The organism is Methylobacterium isbiliense, assembly GCF_022179325.1.
Lineage (GTDB): Bacteria > Pseudomonadota > Alphaproteobacteria > Rhizobiales > Beijerinckiaceae > Methylobacterium > Methylobacterium isbiliense.
Map to the genome: position 1 here is coordinate 52,048 of NZ_BPQQ01000036.1, position 16,717 is coordinate 68,764.

Annotated in this window: 17 protein-coding genes; 6 read left to right on the top strand and 11 right to left on the bottom strand. The window is 71.5% G+C overall.

All coding sequences use genetic code 11. The features are described from left to right. Position 1 precedes the first annotated feature (1 nt). From MFF61_RS16270 to MFF61_RS16285, 4 genes are all read left to right on the top strand, one after another. The gene (locus tag MFF61_RS16270; protein WP_238236146.1) at positions 2–1,249 is read left to right on the top strand and encodes a URC4/urg3 family protein; all 1,248 of its coding nucleotides are present in this window, start codon (positions 2–4) and stop codon (positions 1,247–1,249) included. A gap of 125 nt (positions 1,250–1,374) precedes the next feature. Further along, a complete protein-coding gene (gene upp, locus MFF61_RS16275) occupies positions 1,375–2,037 on the top strand; it encodes a uracil phosphoribosyltransferase (protein WP_238236206.1) in 663 nt (220 codons plus the stop codon). 83 nt (positions 2,038–2,120) lie between these two features. Beyond that, entirely contained in the window at positions 2,121–3,128 is a 1,008-nt protein-coding gene (locus MFF61_RS16280) for an NAD(P)H-quinone oxidoreductase (RefSeq protein ID WP_238236147.1), read from the top strand. 98 nt (positions 3,129–3,226) lie between these two features. Continuing rightward, positions 3,227–3,550: a hypothetical protein gene (locus tag MFF61_RS16285; RefSeq protein ID WP_238236148.1), complete on the top strand. Its 324-nt coding sequence runs from the start codon at positions 3,227–3,229 to the stop codon at positions 3,548–3,550. Positions 3,551–3,598: 48 nt separating this feature from the next. Here MFF61_RS16285 and MFF61_RS16290 read toward each other — a convergent pair whose 3' ends face one another. The 10 genes from MFF61_RS16290 to MFF61_RS16335 all read right to left on the bottom strand — a co-directional run bounded on the left by MFF61_RS16290 (position 3,599) and on the right by MFF61_RS16335 (position 14,132). Beyond that, positions 3,599–4,480, bottom strand: a complete 882-nt coding sequence (locus tag MFF61_RS16290; protein ID WP_238236149.1) for a 3-hydroxybutyryl-CoA dehydrogenase — start codon at positions 4,478–4,480, stop codon at positions 3,599–3,601. Positions 4,481–4,635: 155 nt separating this feature from the next. After that, positions 4,636–5,586, bottom strand: coding sequence for an electron transfer flavoprotein subunit alpha/FixB family protein (locus MFF61_RS16295; RefSeq protein WP_238236152.1), 951 nt, complete (start codon positions 5,584–5,586; stop codon positions 4,636–4,638). Positions 5,587–5,615: 29 nt separating this feature from the next. Next, entirely contained in the window at positions 5,616–6,365 is a 750-nt protein-coding gene (locus tag MFF61_RS16300; protein ID WP_238236153.1) for an electron transfer flavoprotein subunit beta/FixA family protein, read from the bottom strand. A gap of 153 nt (positions 6,366–6,518) precedes the next feature. Then, on the bottom strand, positions 6,519–7,094 hold the full coding sequence (locus tag MFF61_RS16305; protein WP_238236155.1) for a cob(I)yrinic acid a,c-diamide adenosyltransferase: 576 nt from the start codon (positions 7,092–7,094) through the stop codon (positions 6,519–6,521). Positions 7,095–7,156: 62 nt separating this feature from the next. Then, positions 7,157–7,747 carry an acyloxyacyl hydrolase gene (locus MFF61_RS16310; RefSeq protein ID WP_238236156.1) on the bottom strand — a complete coding sequence of 197 codons (591 nt, stop codon included), beginning with the start codon at positions 7,745–7,747 and terminating at the stop codon, positions 7,157–7,159. A gap of 170 nt (positions 7,748–7,917) precedes the next feature. After that, positions 7,918–8,586 carry a hypothetical protein gene (locus tag MFF61_RS16315; RefSeq protein WP_238236158.1) on the bottom strand — a complete coding sequence of 223 codons (669 nt, stop codon included), beginning with the start codon at positions 8,584–8,586 and terminating at the stop codon, positions 7,918–7,920. A gap of 298 nt (positions 8,587–8,884) precedes the next feature. Beyond that, positions 8,885–10,834: an acetate--CoA ligase gene (gene acs, locus MFF61_RS16320; RefSeq protein WP_238236160.1), complete on the bottom strand. Its 1,950-nt coding sequence runs from the start codon at positions 10,832–10,834 to the stop codon at positions 8,885–8,887. Positions 10,835–10,965: 131 nt separating this feature from the next. After that, positions 10,966–11,256, bottom strand: a complete 291-nt coding sequence (locus MFF61_RS16325; RefSeq protein ID WP_238236161.1) for a hypothetical protein — start codon at positions 11,254–11,256, stop codon at positions 10,966–10,968. Between the two features lie 66 nt (positions 11,257–11,322). Then, positions 11,323–12,663: an MFS family transporter gene (locus tag MFF61_RS16330; protein WP_238236162.1), complete on the bottom strand. Its 1,341-nt coding sequence runs from the start codon at positions 12,661–12,663 to the stop codon at positions 11,323–11,325. A 113-nt stretch (positions 12,664–12,776) separates the two neighbouring features. Beyond that, complete coding sequence (locus MFF61_RS16335) at positions 12,777–14,132, bottom strand: ABC transporter substrate-binding protein (RefSeq protein ID WP_238236164.1); 1,356 nt, start codon at positions 14,130–14,132, stop codon at positions 12,777–12,779. Between the two features lie 299 nt (positions 14,133–14,431). Here MFF61_RS16335 and trxA point away from each other — a divergent pair, with 299 nt between their 5' ends. Together trxA and MFF61_RS16345 are read left to right on the top strand one after the other, a co-directional pair. Beyond that, positions 14,432–15,340 (top strand): thioredoxin, encoded by a 909-nt coding sequence (gene trxA, locus MFF61_RS16340; protein WP_238236166.1) that lies wholly within the window; start codon positions 14,432–14,434, stop codon positions 15,338–15,340. A 187-nt stretch (positions 15,341–15,527) separates the two neighbouring features. Continuing rightward, entirely contained in the window at positions 15,528–16,196 is a 669-nt protein-coding gene (locus tag MFF61_RS16345; RefSeq protein ID WP_238236167.1) for an LON peptidase substrate-binding domain-containing protein, read from the top strand. A 51-nt stretch (positions 16,197–16,247) separates the two neighbouring features. Here the strand turns inward: MFF61_RS16345 and MFF61_RS16350 are convergent, their stop codons facing one another. Next, a complete protein-coding gene (locus tag MFF61_RS16350) occupies positions 16,248–16,706 on the bottom strand; it encodes a peptidylprolyl isomerase (RefSeq protein ID WP_238236170.1) in 459 nt (152 codons plus the stop codon). Positions 16,707–16,717 lie beyond the last annotated feature (11 nt).

Here is a 16,717-nt window from a genome sequence, read left to right on the forward strand (position 1 = left end):
TTTGGCGCAGGGATCGACCGGGGCAGGGGCGCGGGACGCGCGCTGGCTCCTCACCACGGAGGCGGTGCGCGAGCGGGCCGCGGGGCTCCTCGCCCGCTGCCTCGACGGCGGGCTCGACCATTTCGCGGTCGACCCCGATCGGCTCGGCCCCTGCGCCGACGCCGTAGTGGAGACGATCCGCGACGCCTATCCGGACCTCGACATCCCGTACCATTCGCGCTGGCGCCACTTCGCCGTGGACGGGTTCGAGCGCTGGGGCTCGCTCGTGCACGCCGCCCCGTGGGACGACGTCGCCGCCCGCGCCCGGGCGGCCTTCGACCTCGTCATCGTCAGCGTCCTCATCGATGCCGGCGCCGGGCCGACCTGGCGCTACGAGGAGGGCCGCACCGGCGAGACCTATGCGCGCTCGGAGGGACTGGCGGTCGCGAGCTTCGACCTGTTCGTCTCCGGCCTGTTCTCGGAGGTGCCGGAGGATCCGTTCCGGGTCGACGCGCGGGCGCTGGCGAGCCTCACCGAGGCCGATCTCGCGCAGGGCTTCCAGGTCTCGCCCACGAACCCGCTGGTGGGGCTGGCGGGTCGCACGGCGCTCCTCAACCGGCTGGGCCAGGTCGTCGCCGCCGATCCGGACGGGTTCGGGCCGCAGGCGCGCCCCGGCGGCCTCTACGACCGGCTCGCGGGCCAAGCGCAGGACGGCGCCCTGCCGGCGAGCGCGATCCTCGCCGCCCTCCTCACCCATCTGGGGCCCATCTGGCCGGGACGCATCACCCTCGACGGGGTCGACCTCGGCGACACGTGGCGCCACCCGCGGGCGGGCGGGGAGGGCGAGACGGCCGGCCTCGTGCCCTTCCACAAGCTCTCGCAGTGGCTCGCCTACTCGCTCCTGGAGCCGCTGGAGGAGGCCGGCCTGACGGTCACCGGGCTCGACGCGCTCACCGGCCTGCCGGAATACCGCAACGGCGGGCTCTTCCTCGATACCGGCGTGCTCGCCCTGAAGCGGCCGGAGGAGGCGGGCCGCCCGCACGCGGTCGGATCGGAGCTGGTGGTCGAGTGGCGGGCGCTCACGGTGGCGCTCCTCGACCGGCTGGCGCCGCTCGTGCGCGAACGCCTCGGCATCCGCGACCCGGCCGCGCTGCCGCTCGCCAAGGTGCTGGAGGGCGGCACCTGGGCGACGGGCCGGCGCCTCGCGAAGGGTCTGCGCCCGGACGGCACGCCGCCCCTGACGATCGAGAGCGACGGCACGGTGTTCTGAGACCCGGTCCGGTTCCGCGACGAAAACCTGCGACAGATCAAAACCCTAAGCGGCCAGAGCAGTGGCCTGCCGAAGCGACTCCGCTTAAGGTGCCGGCCGGATCACATGGTGGGATGGGGGACGGGATGCAGGCGGCGAGCGCGCGGGACGGGGTCAAGGCCGCTTCGGTCACGGTGGTGGATCACCCGCTGGTGCAGCACAAGCTGACGCTGATGCGCGACAAGGCCCGCTCCACCAAGGGCTTCCGGCAGCTCCTGAACGAGATCGGCACGCTGCTCGCCTACGAGGTGACGCGCGACCTGCCGCTGGAGCCCGTCGAGATCGAGACGCCGCTCGTGACCATGCAGGGGGTGCAGATCGCCGGCAAGAAGCTGGTGCTGGCGCCGATTCTGCGGGCCGGCATCGGCTTCCTCGACGGGATGCTGTCGCTCCTGCCCTCCGCCCGCGTCGCCCATGTGGGCCTCTACCGCGATCCCGACTCGCTCGAAGCGGTGGAGTACTACTTCAAGGCGCCGTCCGACCTCGCCGACCGCACGGTGCTGATCCTCGATCCCATGCTCGCCACCGCGAACTCGGCCATCGCGGCGGTGGACCGGCTGAAGGAGCGGGGGGCGCGGGACCTGCGCTTCGTCTGCCTGCTCGCCGCCCCCGAGGGCTTGGCCAAGTTCCAGGGCGCGCATCCCGACGTGCCGGTCTGGACCGCCTCGATCGACAGCCATCTCAACGACCACGGCTACATCGTGCCGGGCCTCGGCGACGCGGGCGACCGGATGTACGGGACGCGGTAACATCAATCCCGACGTCATCGGGACTTGCAAAGCCGGCGGAACACGTCAGGTAGAGCCCGCGAAACGCCACAGGAGCCGACCCCATGCCGTCGATCCCCACCACCATGCGTCAGGTTCGCTTCAACGGGGCCGGCGGTCCGGAGGTGATCGGGATCGAGACCGCCCCGGTGCCGAAGCCCGGGCCGGGGCAGGTGCTGATCGAGGTGGTGGCCGCGGGCGTGAACCGGCCCGACTGCCAGCAGCGCGCCGGCAAGTACCCGCCGCCGCCCGGTGCCACCGAGGTGCCCGGGCTCGAAGTGGGCGGGCGCATCGCGGCGCTCGGCGAGGGCGTCACCGGATTGGCCGTGGGCGACGAGGTCTGCGCCCTCGTCATCAGCGGCGGCTATGCCGAGTACAGCGTGGCGGATGCGGCCCTCTGCCTGCCCAGGCCCAAGCCCCTCTCCCTCACCGAGGCCGCGGGGCTGCCCGAGAACTACTACACGGTGTGGACCAACGTGTTCGAGCGCGGGCGCCTGCGCCGGGGCGAGCGCATCCTGGTGCATGGCGGGTCGAGCGGCATCGGCTATACGGCCATCCAGCTCGCCAAGCAGTTCGGCGCCACCGTCTACGCCACCGCGGGCTCGGCCGAGAAATGCGCCTTCTGCGAGCAGATGGGGGCGGATGCGGCCATCAACTACCGCGAGGCGGATTTCGCCGCGGAGGTGAAGCGGCTGACCGACGGGTCGGGCGTCGACGTGATCCTCGACATGGTCGGGGCGCCCTACCTGGAGCGCAACCTCGCCTCCCTGGCGCTCGAAGGCCGGCTCGTGGTCATCGCCTTCATGCAGGGCTTCAAGGCCGAATCCTTCAACATGACCCCGGTGATGATCCGGCGGCTCACGCTGACCGGCTCGACCCTGCGCCCGCGCACCGTGGCGCAGAAGGCGGCGATCGCCGAGGGCCTGCGCCGGGAGGTCTGGCCGCTGCTCGACGCCGGCACGCTCAAGACCGTCATCCACGCGACCTTCCCGCTGGAGCAGGCGCGGGAGGCCCACGCGCTGATGGAGTCGAGCGCGCATCTCGGCAAGATCATGCTGGTGACGGGGCGATAGGTGCAGGGCTCTGCGGAGGAACCGTGGCCGACCGGCGGCCGTTGCCCGGGCAGACAACCGGGCGGCGTCCGCCGCCGGACCCACTCGGAGAGACCCGCATGGCCGACAACCGCGCCCCGATCGAGACCCCGACGGAAGCCCGCCAGGGTGCCAAGGGCAAGCCCGTCCTGTACGTGCTGCTCGGCAGCCTCGCGCTCCTCGCCATCGCCATGGTGGCGCTGCTGAGCTGGAACGGCAGCAACGCGCCGAAGGACTATGCCAGCCAGAGCCAGGACGCCTCGCGCGCCCAGATCACCGGCTCGGCCGACGGCAAGGGCAATGCCAGCAACCCGTCGGCGAACAGCGGCGGCGTCCCGGCCGGCAACCCGGCCTACCCGCAGCCCTCCGCGCCGGCCACCACCGGCTCGACCAACCAGCGCTGACGGGCCGACCCGGGGCTCCTCTCCCACCCGGGAGGGGAGCCTTGAGCCTCAGCGGGTCGGGACCGGCTCCGGCCCGCGGTAATCGTAGAAGCCGCGCTTGCTCTTGCGGCCGAGCCAGCCCGCCTCGACGTATTTCACGAGGAGCGGGCAGGGGCGGTACTTCGAATCCGCCAAGCCCTCGTAGAGCACCTGCATGATCGACAGGCAGGTGTCGAGGCCGATGAAGTCGGCGAGCTGGAGCGGACCCATCGGGTGATTGGCGCCGAGCCGCATGGCGGTGTCGATCGAGTCGACCGAGCCCACGCCCTCGTAGAGCGTGTAGATCGCCTCGTTGATCATCGGCAGCAGGATGCGGTTGACGATGAAGGCCGGGAAATCCTCCGACACCGTCACGGTCTTGCCGAGCCGGCTCACGAAGGCGCGGGCGGATTCGTAGGTCGGATCCTCGGTGGCGATGCCGCGGATCAGCTCGACGAGCTGCATCACCGGCACCGGATTCATGAAGTGGATGCCGATGAACCGCTCCGGACGGTCGGTCGAGGCGGCGAGCCGCGTGATCGAGATCGAGGAGGTGTTGGTCGCCACCATGGTCTCGGGGCGCAGGGACGGGCACAAAGCCGAGAAGATCTGGCGCTTGATGGCCTCGTCCTCGGTGGCCGCCTCGATGACGAGGTCGCACGGGCCGAAATCGTCGAAGCTCTCGATCGGGGTGATGCGGGCGATGGCCTCCCGCCGCACGTCCTCCGAGAGCGTTCCCTTGGCGACCTGGCGCTGCAGGTTGCCGTTGACGGTGGCGAGGCCGTTCTTCAGCCGGTCGGGGTCGCGGTCGTTGAGCCGGACGTCGAGCCCGGCCACCGCGCAGACATGCGCGATGCCGCTGCCCATCTGGCCGGCGCCGATGATCCCGACGGTCTTGATCTCGATGCCCATGCCGCTGTCGCCCCGCACCGCGCGCCCGGACCCGGCTGGCCGCCGGGTCCCTTTCCTCGTCCCATCATCCTACACCGCATCGTGGGGCCGCGCCGTCTCAGAAGAGACGCATCGCGGCCCGGAATGCCCGAAGCCGGGCCGGATGCGGCGCAGGCTCAGCCCTTGGCCTTGGTGATCTCGGCCTGCAGCTCCGGCACGACCTGGAACAGGTCGCCGACGAGGCCGTAATCGGCCACCTGGAAGATCGGCGCCTCCTCGTCCTTGTTGATCGCCACGATCACCTTGGAGTCCTTCATGCCCGCGAGGTGCTGGATCGCGCCCGAGATGCCCACCGCCACGTAGAGGTCGGGGGCCACCACCTTGCCGGTCTGGCCGACCTGCCAGTCGTTCGGCGCGTAGCCCGCATCCACCGCAGCCCGCGAGGCGCCGACCGCCGCGCCGAGAGCGTCGGCGAGCGGCTCGATCAGCTCCTTGAACTTCTCCGCCGAGCCAAGCGAGCGCCCACCGGAGACGATGAACTTGGCCGAGGCCAGCTCTGGCCGGTCGGACTTGGCGATCTCCTCGCCCTTGAACGACGACTTCGCCTCCGGCGCGGCCGCGGCCGCCGCGGCCTCGACCGGGGCCGGCGATCCGCCCGCCTCCGCCGCCTTGAAGGCGGCGGTGCGCACCGTGATCACCTTCTTCGCATCCCCCGCCTGCACTGTCTGGATCGCGTTGCCGGCGTAGATCGGCCGCTCGAAGGTGTCGGGCGAGACCACCTTGATGATGTCCGAGACCTGCGCGACGTCGAGCAGCGCCGCCACGCGCGGCAGCACGTTCTTGCCCTCGGTGGTCGCCGCCGCGATCACGACGTCGTAATTCGCCGCCAGCTCCGCCACCAGCGCGGCCGTCGGCTCGGCGAGCAGGTGGTCGAAGGCGGCATCCTCGGCCAGCAGCACCTTCTCGACCCCGTCGAGCGCCGCAGCGGCCTCGGCGGCCGGGCGGCTGCCCGCGCCGGTCACCAGGGCGTGGACGGGGCCGCCGATCTGCTTGGCGGCGGTGAGGGCCTTGAGGCTGGCATCCTTGGGCGCGCCGGCGGCGTGCTCGACGAGGAGGAGGGTGGCCATGGGATTGTCCTCGATCCGTGGGAGGCGCGTCAGAGGACGCCGGCCTCGACCTTCAGCTTGTTCACGAGTTCGGCCGCCGAGGCGACCTTCACGCCGGCCTGGCGTCCGCCGGGCTCGACGGTCTTGAGCACCTTCAGGCGCGGGGCCACGTCGACCCCGAGCGCCTCCGGCTCGACCGTGTCGAGGGGCTTCTTCTTGGCCTTCATGATATTGGGCAGGGAGGCGTAGCGCGGCTCGTTGAGGCGCAGGTCCGTGGTGATGATGGCGGGCAGCTGCAGCGCGAGCGTCTGCAGGCCGCCGTCGATCTCGCGGGTGACCTCGACCGCGCCCTCGCCGACCTCCAGCCTGTAGGCGAAGGTGCCCTGGGGCCAGCCCAGCAGGGCGGCGAGCATCTGGCCGGTCTGGTTCGAATCGTCGTCGATGGCCTGCTTGCCCAGGATGACGAGATCCGGGCTCTCCTTCTCCGCCAGCGCCTTGAGGAGCTTGGCGACGGCCAGCGGCTCCACCGCCGCGTCGGTCTTGACCAGGATGCCGCGGTCCGCGCCCATGGCGAGCGCGGTGCGGATGGTCTCCTGGGCCTGCTGCGGGCCGATCGAGACGGCGACGATCTCGGTGACCTTGCCCTTCTCCTTGAGGCGGATCGCCTCCTCGACAGCGATCTCGTCGAAGGGGTTCATCGACATCTTGACGTTGGCGAGTTCGACGCCCGAGCCGTCCGGCTTCACCCGGATCTTGACGTTGTAGTCAACGACCCGCTTCACGGGCACCAGAACCTTCATGATCGCCGAATCCTTCGTCGGGCGAGACGATCCCGCGCCCGCACGCGCCCCGCGCGCCCGGTCGCCGGCCATCCCTGTGAGGAGCAAGGTGGCGGACCGTAACGGCCGTTTTTTCGAATTGTCAACGCGGGCGCGGCCGGCCGCCCGGCAGGCTCACGCCCGGTTCTGGCCCGGCACCCAGAGGACGTCCGCCGCCCCGCCGTCATTCGCCACCCGCGCGGCGACGAACAGGAAGTCCGACAGGCGGTTGAGGTACTGGATCGCCACCGGAGAGACCCGCTCGGCGGGGTTGGCGGCCAGCGCCACGGCGAGGCGCTCGGCCCGGCGGCAGACCGTGCGGGCGAGGTGGAGGGAAGCGGCGGCCGGGCTGCCGCCCGGCAGCACGAAGGAGCGCAGCGGCTGCAGCCCGGCATTCAGGGCGTCGATCTCGCGCTCCACCCGCTCGACCTGCGCGGCGACGACGCGCAGGGGCTCGTAGGGCAGGGGCGCGTCGCCCTCCGGGGTCGCCAGATCGGCGCCGAGGTCGAACAGGTCGTTCTGGATGCGCGACAGCATCGCGTCGAGGTCGCCCGTCGTGTGCTGACGCGCCAGCCCGATGCAGGCGTTCGTCTCGTCGACGGTGCCGTAGGTCTCGATGCGCAGATCCGCCTTGGAGCGGCGCTCGCCGCTCGCCAGCGCGGTGGTGCCGGCATCGCCGGTGCGGGTGTAGATGCGGTTGAGGACGACCACGTTCGGACCTCGTGCGGGCGTGACCCGGCCTCTCTACACCGGATCGGCCCGCGATTCTGTCCTCAGAACGTATAGGCGATCTTGCCGCCGTAATTGGTGAGGCCGCGGTTGGCCGCGCACAGGCCGGCATTCGACATGTGCTCGACGGTCGCCATCACGCTCCAGCGTTCGGTCAGGCGGAAGCCGACGGCGGCGGCCTCGCGGAAGAGCGGCGAGCAGCCGAGCGCGTTGAAGCCCGGCGGCACGAAGGCGCCCGGCCCGGTGGCGCCGTTGTGGAAGGCCGCGCCGAAGAAGCCCTCGACGAAGATCCGGTCAGTGATGTCGAAGGTCCAGGTGGCGCCGAGATAGGCGTAGCTGGTGCGGCCGCCCGTGTTGTAGCTGCCGCCGACGGTCGGGCGGGGCACGAAGGCGTTCCAGAACCGATCCTGCAACAGCACCGGCTTCGCGAGCAGCACCTCGAAGGCGACGTTGGCGGTGTTGCTCTCGTTGCTGCCCGGGTCCTGTACCGTGCCGCCGATCCGGAACTCGGAGACGATGCTGAGCGGCTGCACCGGCGGCCGGTAGACCGGCACGGGCGCCGGCGCATCGGCGGCCTGCGCCATCGGAACGGCCGACAGCAGGAGGGCGGCGAGGCTCGGGAGGAGGACGCGCATGAAGACTGGAATTCCGGACGGCCGCAGCGGACCGACACCGGACGTTAACCGGGGCCATGGTCCCGCGTCTCCACGCTTCATCCTGCGCGGCCCCGAATCCCGCTCCCTGCGGCGGGACGGCCACAGTGCCGGACGAGACGCCCCGGCGGTGCCGGAGCGTCCCGGATCCCTCACTCCATCATGCTGAGGAGGTCGCCCACGCGCATGTCGCGGATGGAATCGAGCGACATGCCGCCCATTCCCCCCATGCCGCCCATCATCCCGCCGATCTGGCGCATCCAGTAATTGGCCTCCCGCATCGCGGCGCGGTTGCCGCGCAGGCCGGGCAGCCCGGAGAACCCTCCGACACCGGCGGCGTAGCGTTGCGGCGTGTGCCGGACGGCGTACCGGCGCGGCACCGCATGGACGACGGTGCGACGGCTCATCGGTCCGGCCATCACCGGCCGACGCGGCATCGCCTCGGCGTAGACGGGACGGCGCGGGGTCATCCGCGGCGAGACGCGGCGCTCCGCCACCACGACCCGGGACTCGCCCCGGCGTGCGTAAGCCGGGCGCGGCGCGACCGGGACCCGCTCGGCGACCCGCGGCGCGACGGGACGCGGCGTGGCGAGACGCTGCGCGGGCGCCCCCGTGCTCTCCATCACGGTGCGGCAGCCGGCGCTGAGGTTCGGCTTCTCCCGCCTCAGGCAGGCGGTGATCGCCCCGACATTGGGGATGTGGGACGCACACAGGCGCCAGACATCCGGCGTGCAGGCGGCCCGCTGCGCGTCGGTGCCCTGCGCGTAGGCCGGGCCGGCCATCAGCAGCGTGACCGCCAGCAGGATCGGAGGTGCTTTCATGACGATGTTCCTCCAGGACGGAAGAAAGGGAGCTTCCGAGAGGAAGCTTCCTTGTCTCACCGCCGCGACAGTCGAACGCAGTGTGGCGCCGCACTCCGGACAGTCGATCCGCGGGCGATGGGCAGAGAAATCTCGCACGATCGGTGCGCGCTGTCGCGGGGCGGGCGCCAGAGGCCGCAGCCGGGGGTGCGGTCCGCCTCCGCGGCAGGCGGCTCGGGTGTCCTGGAACGGGTCTGGAAGGGGGTGGGGAGAGGCGGGGTTCACGCCTCTCCCGCGATCGGTGCCGCGGTGGCCCGGCTCAGCCGGCCCGGTTCTGCCGGTTCTCGATCAGATCGTCGACCACCCCCGGATCGGCCAGCGTCGAGGTGTCGCCCAGCGCCGAGAAGTCGTCCTCGGCGATCTTGCGCAGGATGCGGCGCATGATCTTGCCCGAGCGGGTCTTGGGCAGGCCCGGCGCGAACTGGATCAGGTCGGGCGAGGCGATCGGGCCGATGTCCTTGCGCACCCAGGCCACGAGTTCCTTGCGCAGCGCCTCGGACGGCTCCTCGCCCTGCATCAAGGTGACGTAGGCGTAGATGCCCTGGCCCTTGAGGCTGTGGGGGTAGCCCACCACCGCGGCCTCCGAGACCTTGGGGTGCGCGACCAGGGAGGATTCGACCTCCGCCGTGCCCATGCGGTGGCCCGAGACGTTGATCACGTCGTCGACGCGGCCGGTGATCCAGTAATAGCCGTCGTCGTCCCGGCGGCAGCCGTCGCCCGAGAAGTAGCGGCCCGGGAAGGTCGAGAAGTAGGTCTGCACGAAGCGCTCGTGGTCGCCCCACACGGTGCGCATCTGGCCCGGCCACGATTCGTCGATGCAGAGGTTGCCCTCGCAGGCGCCCTCCAGAACCTTGTTGTCGCCGTCGACCACAACAGGCTTCACGCCGAAGAACGGGCGCGTGGCCGAGCCGGGCTTCAGCGCCGTGGCCCCGGGCAGCGGGGTGATCAGGATGCCGCCGGTCTCGGTCTGCCACCACGTGTCGACGATCGGGCAGCGCTCGTCGCCGACGACCCGGTAGTACCATTCCCAGGCCTCCGGGTTGATCGGCTCGCCCACCGAGCCCAGCACCCGCAAGGTGGACCGCGAGGTCTTCTTCACCGGCTCCTCGCCCGCGCCCATCAGCGAGCGGATGGCGGTCGGGGCGGTGTAGAAGATCGTGACCTTGTGCTTGTCCACCACCTCCCAGAAGCGGGAGATCGACGGATAGGTCGGGATGCCCTCGAACATCAGCGTCGTGGCGCCGTTCGCGAGCGGGCCGTAGACGATGTAGGAATGGCCCGTCACCCAGCCGACGTCGGCGGTGCACCAGTAGACGTCGCCCTCGTGGTAGTCGAAGACGTACTGGTGGGTCATGGAGGCGTAGACGAGATAGCCGCCGGTGGTGTGCACCACGCCCTTCGGCTGCCCGGTCGAGCCCGAGGTGTAGAGCAGGAAGAGCGGGTGCTCGGCCTCGACGTGCTCCGCCGGGCACTCGTCGGTGACCTCGCGGGCGGCGGCGTCATAGTAGACGTCGCGCACCGGATCCATCTCGACCGCGCCGCCGGTGCGGCGGACCACGATGACGTGGTCGACGCTGTCGGCGGGAAGGCGCTGGATCGCCGCGTCGACGTTGGCCTTGAGCGGCACCTTGCGGCCGCCGCGCAGGCCCTCGTCAGCCGTGATGACGAGCTTCGAGTCGCAGCCCTGGATGCGGCCGGCGAGGGAATCGGGCGAGAAGCCGCCGAACACCACCGAGTGGATCGCGCCGAGCCGGGCGCAGGCCAGCATCGCGAAGGCCGCCTCGGGGATCATCGGCAGGTAGATCGTCACCCGGTCGCCCTTGGAGACGCCGCGGTTGCGCAGGACGTTGGCCATGCGGCAGACCTCCGCGTGCAGCTCGCGGTAGGTGATGCGGCGGGAATCGGCCGGATCGTCGCCCTCCCAGATGATCGCCACTTGGTCGCCGCGGGTGGCGAGATGCCGGTCGATGCAGTTGTGGGCGACGTTCGTCACCCCGTCCTCGAACCAGCGGATCGAGACCTCGCCCGGCCCGAACGTGGCGTTCTTGACCTGCGTGTAGGGCTTGAACCAGTCGATGCGCCGGCCGTGCTCGCCCCAGAAGGCATCCGGGTCGCGGATCGACGCCTCGTACCACGCGCGGTACTTGGCGTCGTCGATGTGGGCCTGCTCCCGCACGGCGGCGGGCACCGCGACGATCCGCTGGTTCATGGCGCTCTCCCTCTCGCAGCTCCGCCCCGATCGTCGGTCGGGAGCCAGGAACGTTTGCGATGAGGTCTAACCAACGGGGCGATGGGGCCGCAACGGCTTCTTCCGTCTAACGCCGCTCCGGCCCCACGCCGTCAGTTGCAGCCGATGCAGATCCCGGTATCGACCTTGCGGTTGATGTCGCGGATCTTGTCCCGCTGGTCCTCCGACTGGCCCTCGCGGGGGCCGACGGCCGCGCCCGGGGGCTTGGTCTGGCCGGTCGCGGTGATGCTCCGGTTGACCGCACCAGTACTGCCGGGGTCGCCCGTCCGCGGGGAGGACGGGACGCCCGGGTCGGCGGTCTGCGCGGAGAGCGGCGCGGCCGCCAGCAGAGCGGCGGCCAGAATGGTCGGGAGGGTGAGGCTCGGCACTCGACGGGTTCGCATCGCGGGCTCCATCTGTTGCCGAGTCAACGCCCTTCCGCGGCCCAGGTTCAGGGCGGGCGCCTCGGCTCAGGCGGTGCCGTCGCCCTGCAGGTAGCCGGAGCGGCGGCTGTCGGGCATCTGCAGCGAGGTCAGGAACGCGATCAGGCACATGGCGGTCACGTACCAGAAGAACCACGTCTCGACGCCCCAATCCTTGAAGCTCAGCGCCACGAACTCGGCCGAGCCGCCGAACAGCGCGTTGGCGATGGCGTAGGACAGGCCGACGCCGAGCGCGCGCACCTCCGCGGGGAACATCTCGGCTTTCACGAGGCCGCTGATCGAGGTGTAGAACGACACGCACAGCAGCGCCGCCGTGATCAGCCCGTAGGCCAGAACCGGGTTCGTGGTGCCGCCGATCGCGTGCAGCAGCGGCACCGTCAGCAGTGTGGTCGAGGCCCCGAAGATCAGCATCGCGGTCTTGCGGCCGAACCTGTCGGCGAAGAGACCGAACAGCGGCTGCACCACCATGTAGGTGAAGAGCACCGCCGTCATCGTCAGGTTGGCGGTCTTCTTGTCCATGTGGGCGGTGTTCACCAGGTACTTCTGCATGTAGGTGGTGAACGTGTAGAAGATCAGCGAACCGCCGGCGGTGTAGCCGAGCACCGTCAGGAAGGCGCGGCGGTGGTGGCGCCAGATCGCCAGCATGCTGCCCGCCTCCTTCGAGGCGCGCGCGCCCTCGGTCGTGGTCTCGTGCAGGGAGCGGCGCAGGTAGAGCGCGACGACCGCCGCACCCGCCCCGATGAAGAACGGGATGCGCCAGCCCCAGGCGCTCATCTCCTGGTCGGAGAGCGCCATCGTCACCAGCACCACGACGAGGGAGGCGAGGAGCTGTCCGCCGATCAGCGTCACGTACTGGAACGAGCCGTAGAAGCCCCGCCGGCCCTTGAGGGCCACCTCGCTCATGTAGGTGGCGCTGGTGCCGTACTCGCCGCCCACCGACAGGCCCTGCGCCATGCGGGCGAACAGCAGCAGGACGGGCGCCAGGAGGCCGATCTGCCCGTAGGTCGGCAGGATCGCGATGACGAGCGAGCCCGCGCACATCATCATCACGGAGATCAGCATCGAGGTCTTGCGGCCGTAGCGGTCGGCGACGCGCCCGAACACCCAGCCGCCGATCGGCCGCATCAGGAAGCCGATGGCGAACACCGCCGCGGTGTTGATGAGCTGCACGGTCGGGTCGGCGCCCGGGAAGAACGCGTCCTTGAAGTAGATCGCCGTGAAGGCGTAGGCGTAGAAATCGTACCACTCGACGAGGTTGCCCGACGACGAGCCGATGATCGCGCGGATGCGGGCGCGATTGTCGTAGGCCGCGATGGTCGGGTTCTGGGACGCCAGCGCGTCGTGCGCGGCGGGGATGGGACGGTTCATCGGTGACGCGAACTCCTCGGCGGGCCGACCGTGCCCTCGCCCGGGACGAGCAGACTGGGGACAAGCCGCGGCGGCCCCAGCCGCTTAGGAGGTCTGCGCCGTGTGGACAACCCTCAGGGGCGATCGCAGGAGTCCGGCCGCTCCGGCCAGGGCCGGCCGGCCTCGGCGGCGTAGCGCGCCAGGAAGTCGCGCACGGCCGCGTCGAGGTGCGGGCGGATCCGCTGGCGCAGGGGGTTCAGCTTGTCGCTGACCTGCACCCACCGCGCGCCGGTCCATTCCATCAGGAAGCCCGCCTGGTGGCCGCTGTGGTCGGCGCAGGTGAGGGTGAGGCTCGCGGCGAAGCCCGTAAGGCCGAGCTCCTTCCAGCGCGCCCCGTCGAGCCGGATCGCCTCCAGGCCGCGCCGCACCGCCTCGCCGTCCACGCGCGCCGTGCCGGCGAGGCGCTGCGCGTTGCGGATGCCCTCCGCCACAACGACCGCGTTGTAGACTCCGCGGTTGTAGAGGAGCCCGGTCGCCTCCTCCTTGGGCGTGCGCGAGGCGCCCGCGTCGATCGCCAGGAGGTCGATCTGGTCGAAGGCCGGGAAGCTGTCGGTGACGGCGTGCCACGTCACCTCCCGGAAGCCGCGCGCGGCCGGCCCGGCCCGGCGCAGGTCGGCCTCGCCGGGGCCACCGAGGGCGACGAGGCGGTTGAGTGGGATGCCGGCCGCGGCGGCCTCCGCCAGGGGCGAGTCCGGGAGCCCCGCCGAGCCGTCCAGGATCACGTAGTCGGGGGCGCCGGCCTTGGCGGCGCGCCAGGGATCGGCGGCCGCGTCCCCGCCCACGGAACGCAGCGCGTAGGTCCGCAGCGAGACGCCGAGATCGGCCGCCAGTGCCTCCAGCAGCCGCACCGGCTCGCGGCCCGCCGGGCTGTCCCGGTGCAGGTAGGCGAGGCGCTTGCCGCGCAGGCCCTCCGGCCCGCCGAATCCCTCCATGAGCGCGGCCAGCGCCACGCCGAGGCCGTCCCACACGGTGGCGGGGGGCGCGAAGGCGAAGGGGAAGACGGCGCCGCGCGCCGCGAGCGGCGGGCCATTGCCGACGGCCACCAGGGGGACGCGATCGGCACCCGTGCGCGTCAGGAGGGCTGCCGCGGTATCGGCGCTCCAGGGGCTCACGGCCACCGCGCCCGCGGCCTTCGCCTCCTCGTAGCAGGCGAGCCCGCGGGCGGTCTCCCCGCCGGTCTCGCATTCCCGCACGGCGATGCGCAGGCCACCGATGCCGCCGTCGCGGCGGTTGATCATCGTGAAGTAGTCCGAGAAGCCGTTGGCGACGGCGTTCCCGGCGGCCGCGAGCGGCCCGTCGCGCTGCGTGAACAGGGCCACCGGCAGTCCGTCCCTGGCCTCCGCAGGAGCCTGCGCCCGGGCGGGTGCGGCAAGGGCGAGGAGCAGAGCGAGGAATGCCGCGGGGGCGGTCAGGGCGGAGCGGATCGGCATACCCTCTCCTCGGGGCACGGGTTCTGGCGCGGCTCTCGGAGGCAGGGCGCCCGTCCCCGGCGGCCGCGCCGCCCCGGATGTAGCGCCGCGGCAGGCCCCGCGGGAGGGGGCGCGAGGGGCCTGCCGCGGCGCCGGCGCGGCATTTCGCGCGCATGAGAGGCCGCGGAGGCCGCGCACGGCGGCGGCCGGGATCATTTCGCTTGGCCGCGGCGGGCCGGTCGCACTAGTCAGGCTGGCGGCACGACCCCATGTTCCGCCGTATTCGCCGAAACGCTGCCCGCCGTTTCCCCGAGGTCTTCATGCTCACCGACACCCCCGCGGCCGGTCAGGCCCCCGCGGACGACCTGATCAAGGACACCACCACGACGGCCTTCCGGCAGGACGTGATGCAGGAGTCGATGCGGCAGCCCGTGCTGGTCGACTTCTGGGCGCCCTGGTGCGGGCCCTGCAAGCAGCTCACTCCCGTGCTGGAGAAGGCGGTCCGCAACGCCGGCGGCAAGGTGAAGCTCGTCAAGATGAACATCGACGAGCACCCGCAGATCGCCGGGCAGCTCGGCATCCAGTCGATCCCGGCGGTGATCGCGTTCCAGCGCGGGCAGCCGGTGGACGGGTTCATGGGCGCGCTGCCCGAGGGTCAGGTGAAGGGGTTCATCGAGCGCCTCGTCGGCCCCCTCGGCCCGACGCAGGCCGAGGACCTGATGGCCGAGGCCGAGGCGGCGGCGGAAGCCGGCGACGTGGACGCGGCCGCGGAGATCTACGCAGCGGTGCTGGCCCAGGAGCCGGGCCATGCGGGCGCCATCGCGGCGCTCGCCGGGCTGGTGCTCGACGGCGGCGACATCGAGCGGGCGAAGGCGTTCCTCGACGCGGCCCCGCCGGAGGCGGCCAAGAGCCCGGCCATCGCGAGCGTCCGGGCGAAGATCGAACTGGCCGAGCAGGCGGCGTCGCTGGGCGATCTCGGCGCCCTGCAGCGGCAGGTCGAGGCCGATCCGGCCGACCATCAGGCGCGGTTCGACCTCGCGCTCGGCCTGAACGCCCGCGACCGCCGCGAGGACGCGGTCAACCACTTGGTCGAGATCGTGCGCCGCGACCGCGGCTGGAACGAGGACGCGGCGCGCAAGCAGCTGCTGCAGCTCTTCGAAGCCTGGGGGCCGATGGACCCGATGACCATCCGCGGCCGGCGCAAGCTCTCGTCGCTGATGTTTTCGTAAGGGCCGGGAACGCTCTGGAGATCCCTGCGCGTCCGGTCCCCGGAACCGCGCCGGGCCGACAGCCTCGGCGTGGCGGTCCGGGAAGATGCGACGGCGCGGCGCCTCGTCACCGCAGGGCCGTCGCCACGAGGAGATGCCGGCCGGGCGCGCCCCGGGGGCCGGCCGCGACAGGGGCGGGAGCGGCGCGATGAGCATGAACGTGGCCTACAAGGGCCCGGGCGACTGCCCGGTGGTGATTCCGGTCTTTCCGCTGCCGGGAGCGCTGCTTCTCCCGCGCGGCCAGATGCCCCTCAACATCTTCGAGCCGCGCTATCTGGCGATGGTGGACGACGCGCTGCGCAGCGACCGGGTGATCGGCATGATCCAGCCCGACGCGGAGGCCGGCGAGCAGCCGCTCGCCCCGAAGCTCTACCGCGTCGGCTGCGCCGGCCGCATCACCCAGTTCGCCGAGACGGGGGACGGCCGCTACCTGATCTCGCTCACCGGCATCTCCCGGTTCCGGGTCGAGGAGGAGCTGTCGTCCACGACCGCCTACCGGCTCTGCCGCGTGACCTTCGACCCGTTCGCGGCGGATTTCCATGCCCGCGCGGGCGAGGAGGCGGTGGACCGGGCCGGCGTCCTGCGGGCGCTCAAGGATTTCGTGGAGGCCAACGACCTCAAGGTCGACTGGGCGGGGATCGAGGAGGCTCCGAACGAGGCGCTCGTCAACGCGCTCTGCATGATGAGCCCGTTCGGCCCGCGCGAGAAGCAGGCGATGCTGGAAGCCCCCGACCTCAAGACCCGGGCCGAGGTGCTGATCGCCGTGACCGAGATGGAGCTGGTGCGCGGCTCGGGCTCCGAGCCGACGCTGCAGTGACGGGAACGGCCCCTCCCGCGTCGGACCGGGGAGGGGCGGAGGGTCAGGCGCTCAGGCCGCCTGCACCCGCATCGAGACGATCCGGTCGGGATCGCGCACGGGCTCGCCGCGCTTGATCTGGTCGACGACCTCCATGCCTTCCGTGACCTTGCCCCACACCGTGTACTGGCGGTCGAGGAAGCGGGCATCGGCAAAGCAGATGAAGAACTGCGAATTGGCCGAGTGCGGGAAGTTGGTGCGGGCCATCGAGCAGGTGCCGCGCACGTGCGGCTCGGCGTTGAACTCGGCCTTGAGGTCGGGCAGGTCGGAGCCGCCGGTCCCGGTGCCGGTCGGATCGCCGGTCTGGGCCATGAAGCCGTCGATCACGCGGTGGAACGGCACCCCGTCGTAGAAGCCGCGCTCCGACAGGGTGCGGATGCGCTCGACGTGGCCGGGGGCGAGGTCGGGGCGCAGCTGGATGACGACGCGGCCCTTGGTCGTCTCCATCACGAGGGTGTTCTGATCGCTCATGGGGTGCTCTC

Excerpts from the sequence above, each read along its gene's own strand:
- upp (WP_238236206.1), top strand. The coding sequence starts at position 1,375 with ATGCAGGCGGCGAGCGCGCGGGACGGGGTCAAGGCCGCTTCGGTCACG.
- MFF61_RS16280 (WP_238236147.1), top strand. The coding sequence starts at position 2,121 with ATGCCGTCGATCCCCACCACCATGCGTCAGGTTCGCTTCAACGGGGCC.
- MFF61_RS16285 (WP_238236148.1), top strand. The coding sequence starts at position 3,227 with ATGGCCGACAACCGCGCCCCGATCGAGACCCCGACGGAAGCCCGCCAG.
- MFF61_RS16290 (WP_238236149.1), bottom strand. The coding sequence starts at position 4,480 with ATGGGCATCGAGATCAAGACCGTCGGGATCATCGGCGCCGGCCAGATG.
- MFF61_RS16295 (WP_238236152.1), bottom strand. The coding sequence starts at position 5,586 with ATGGCCACCCTCCTCCTCGTCGAGCACGCCGCCGGCGCGCCCAAGGAT.
- MFF61_RS16300 (WP_238236153.1), bottom strand. The coding sequence starts at position 6,365 with ATGAAGGTTCTGGTGCCCGTGAAGCGGGTCGTTGACTACAACGTCAAG.
- MFF61_RS16310 (WP_238236156.1), bottom strand. The coding sequence starts at position 7,747 with ATGCGCGTCCTCCTCCCGAGCCTCGCCGCCCTCCTGCTGTCGGCCGTT.
- MFF61_RS16315 (WP_238236158.1), bottom strand. The coding sequence starts at position 8,586 with ATGAAAGCACCTCCGATCCTGCTGGCGGTCACGCTGCTGATGGCCGGC.
- acs (WP_238236160.1), bottom strand. The coding sequence starts at position 10,834 with ATGAACCAGCGGATCGTCGCGGTGCCCGCCGCCGTGCGGGAGCAGGCC.
- MFF61_RS16325 (WP_238236161.1), bottom strand. The coding sequence starts at position 11,256 with ATGCGAACCCGTCGAGTGCCGAGCCTCACCCTCCCGACCATTCTGGCC.
- MFF61_RS16330 (WP_238236162.1), bottom strand. The coding sequence starts at position 12,663 with ATGAACCGTCCCATCCCCGCCGCGCACGACGCGCTGGCGTCCCAGAAC.
- MFF61_RS16335 (WP_238236164.1), bottom strand. The coding sequence starts at position 14,132 with ATGCCGATCCGCTCCGCCCTGACCGCCCCCGCGGCATTCCTCGCTCTG.
- trxA (WP_238236166.1), top strand. The coding sequence starts at position 14,432 with ATGCTCACCGACACCCCCGCGGCCGGTCAGGCCCCCGCGGACGACCTG.
- MFF61_RS16345 (WP_238236167.1), top strand. The coding sequence starts at position 15,528 with ATGAGCATGAACGTGGCCTACAAGGGCCCGGGCGACTGCCCGGTGGTG.
- MFF61_RS16350 (WP_238236170.1), bottom strand. The coding sequence starts at position 16,706 with ATGAGCGATCAGAACACCCTCGTGATGGAGACGACCAAGGGCCGCGTC.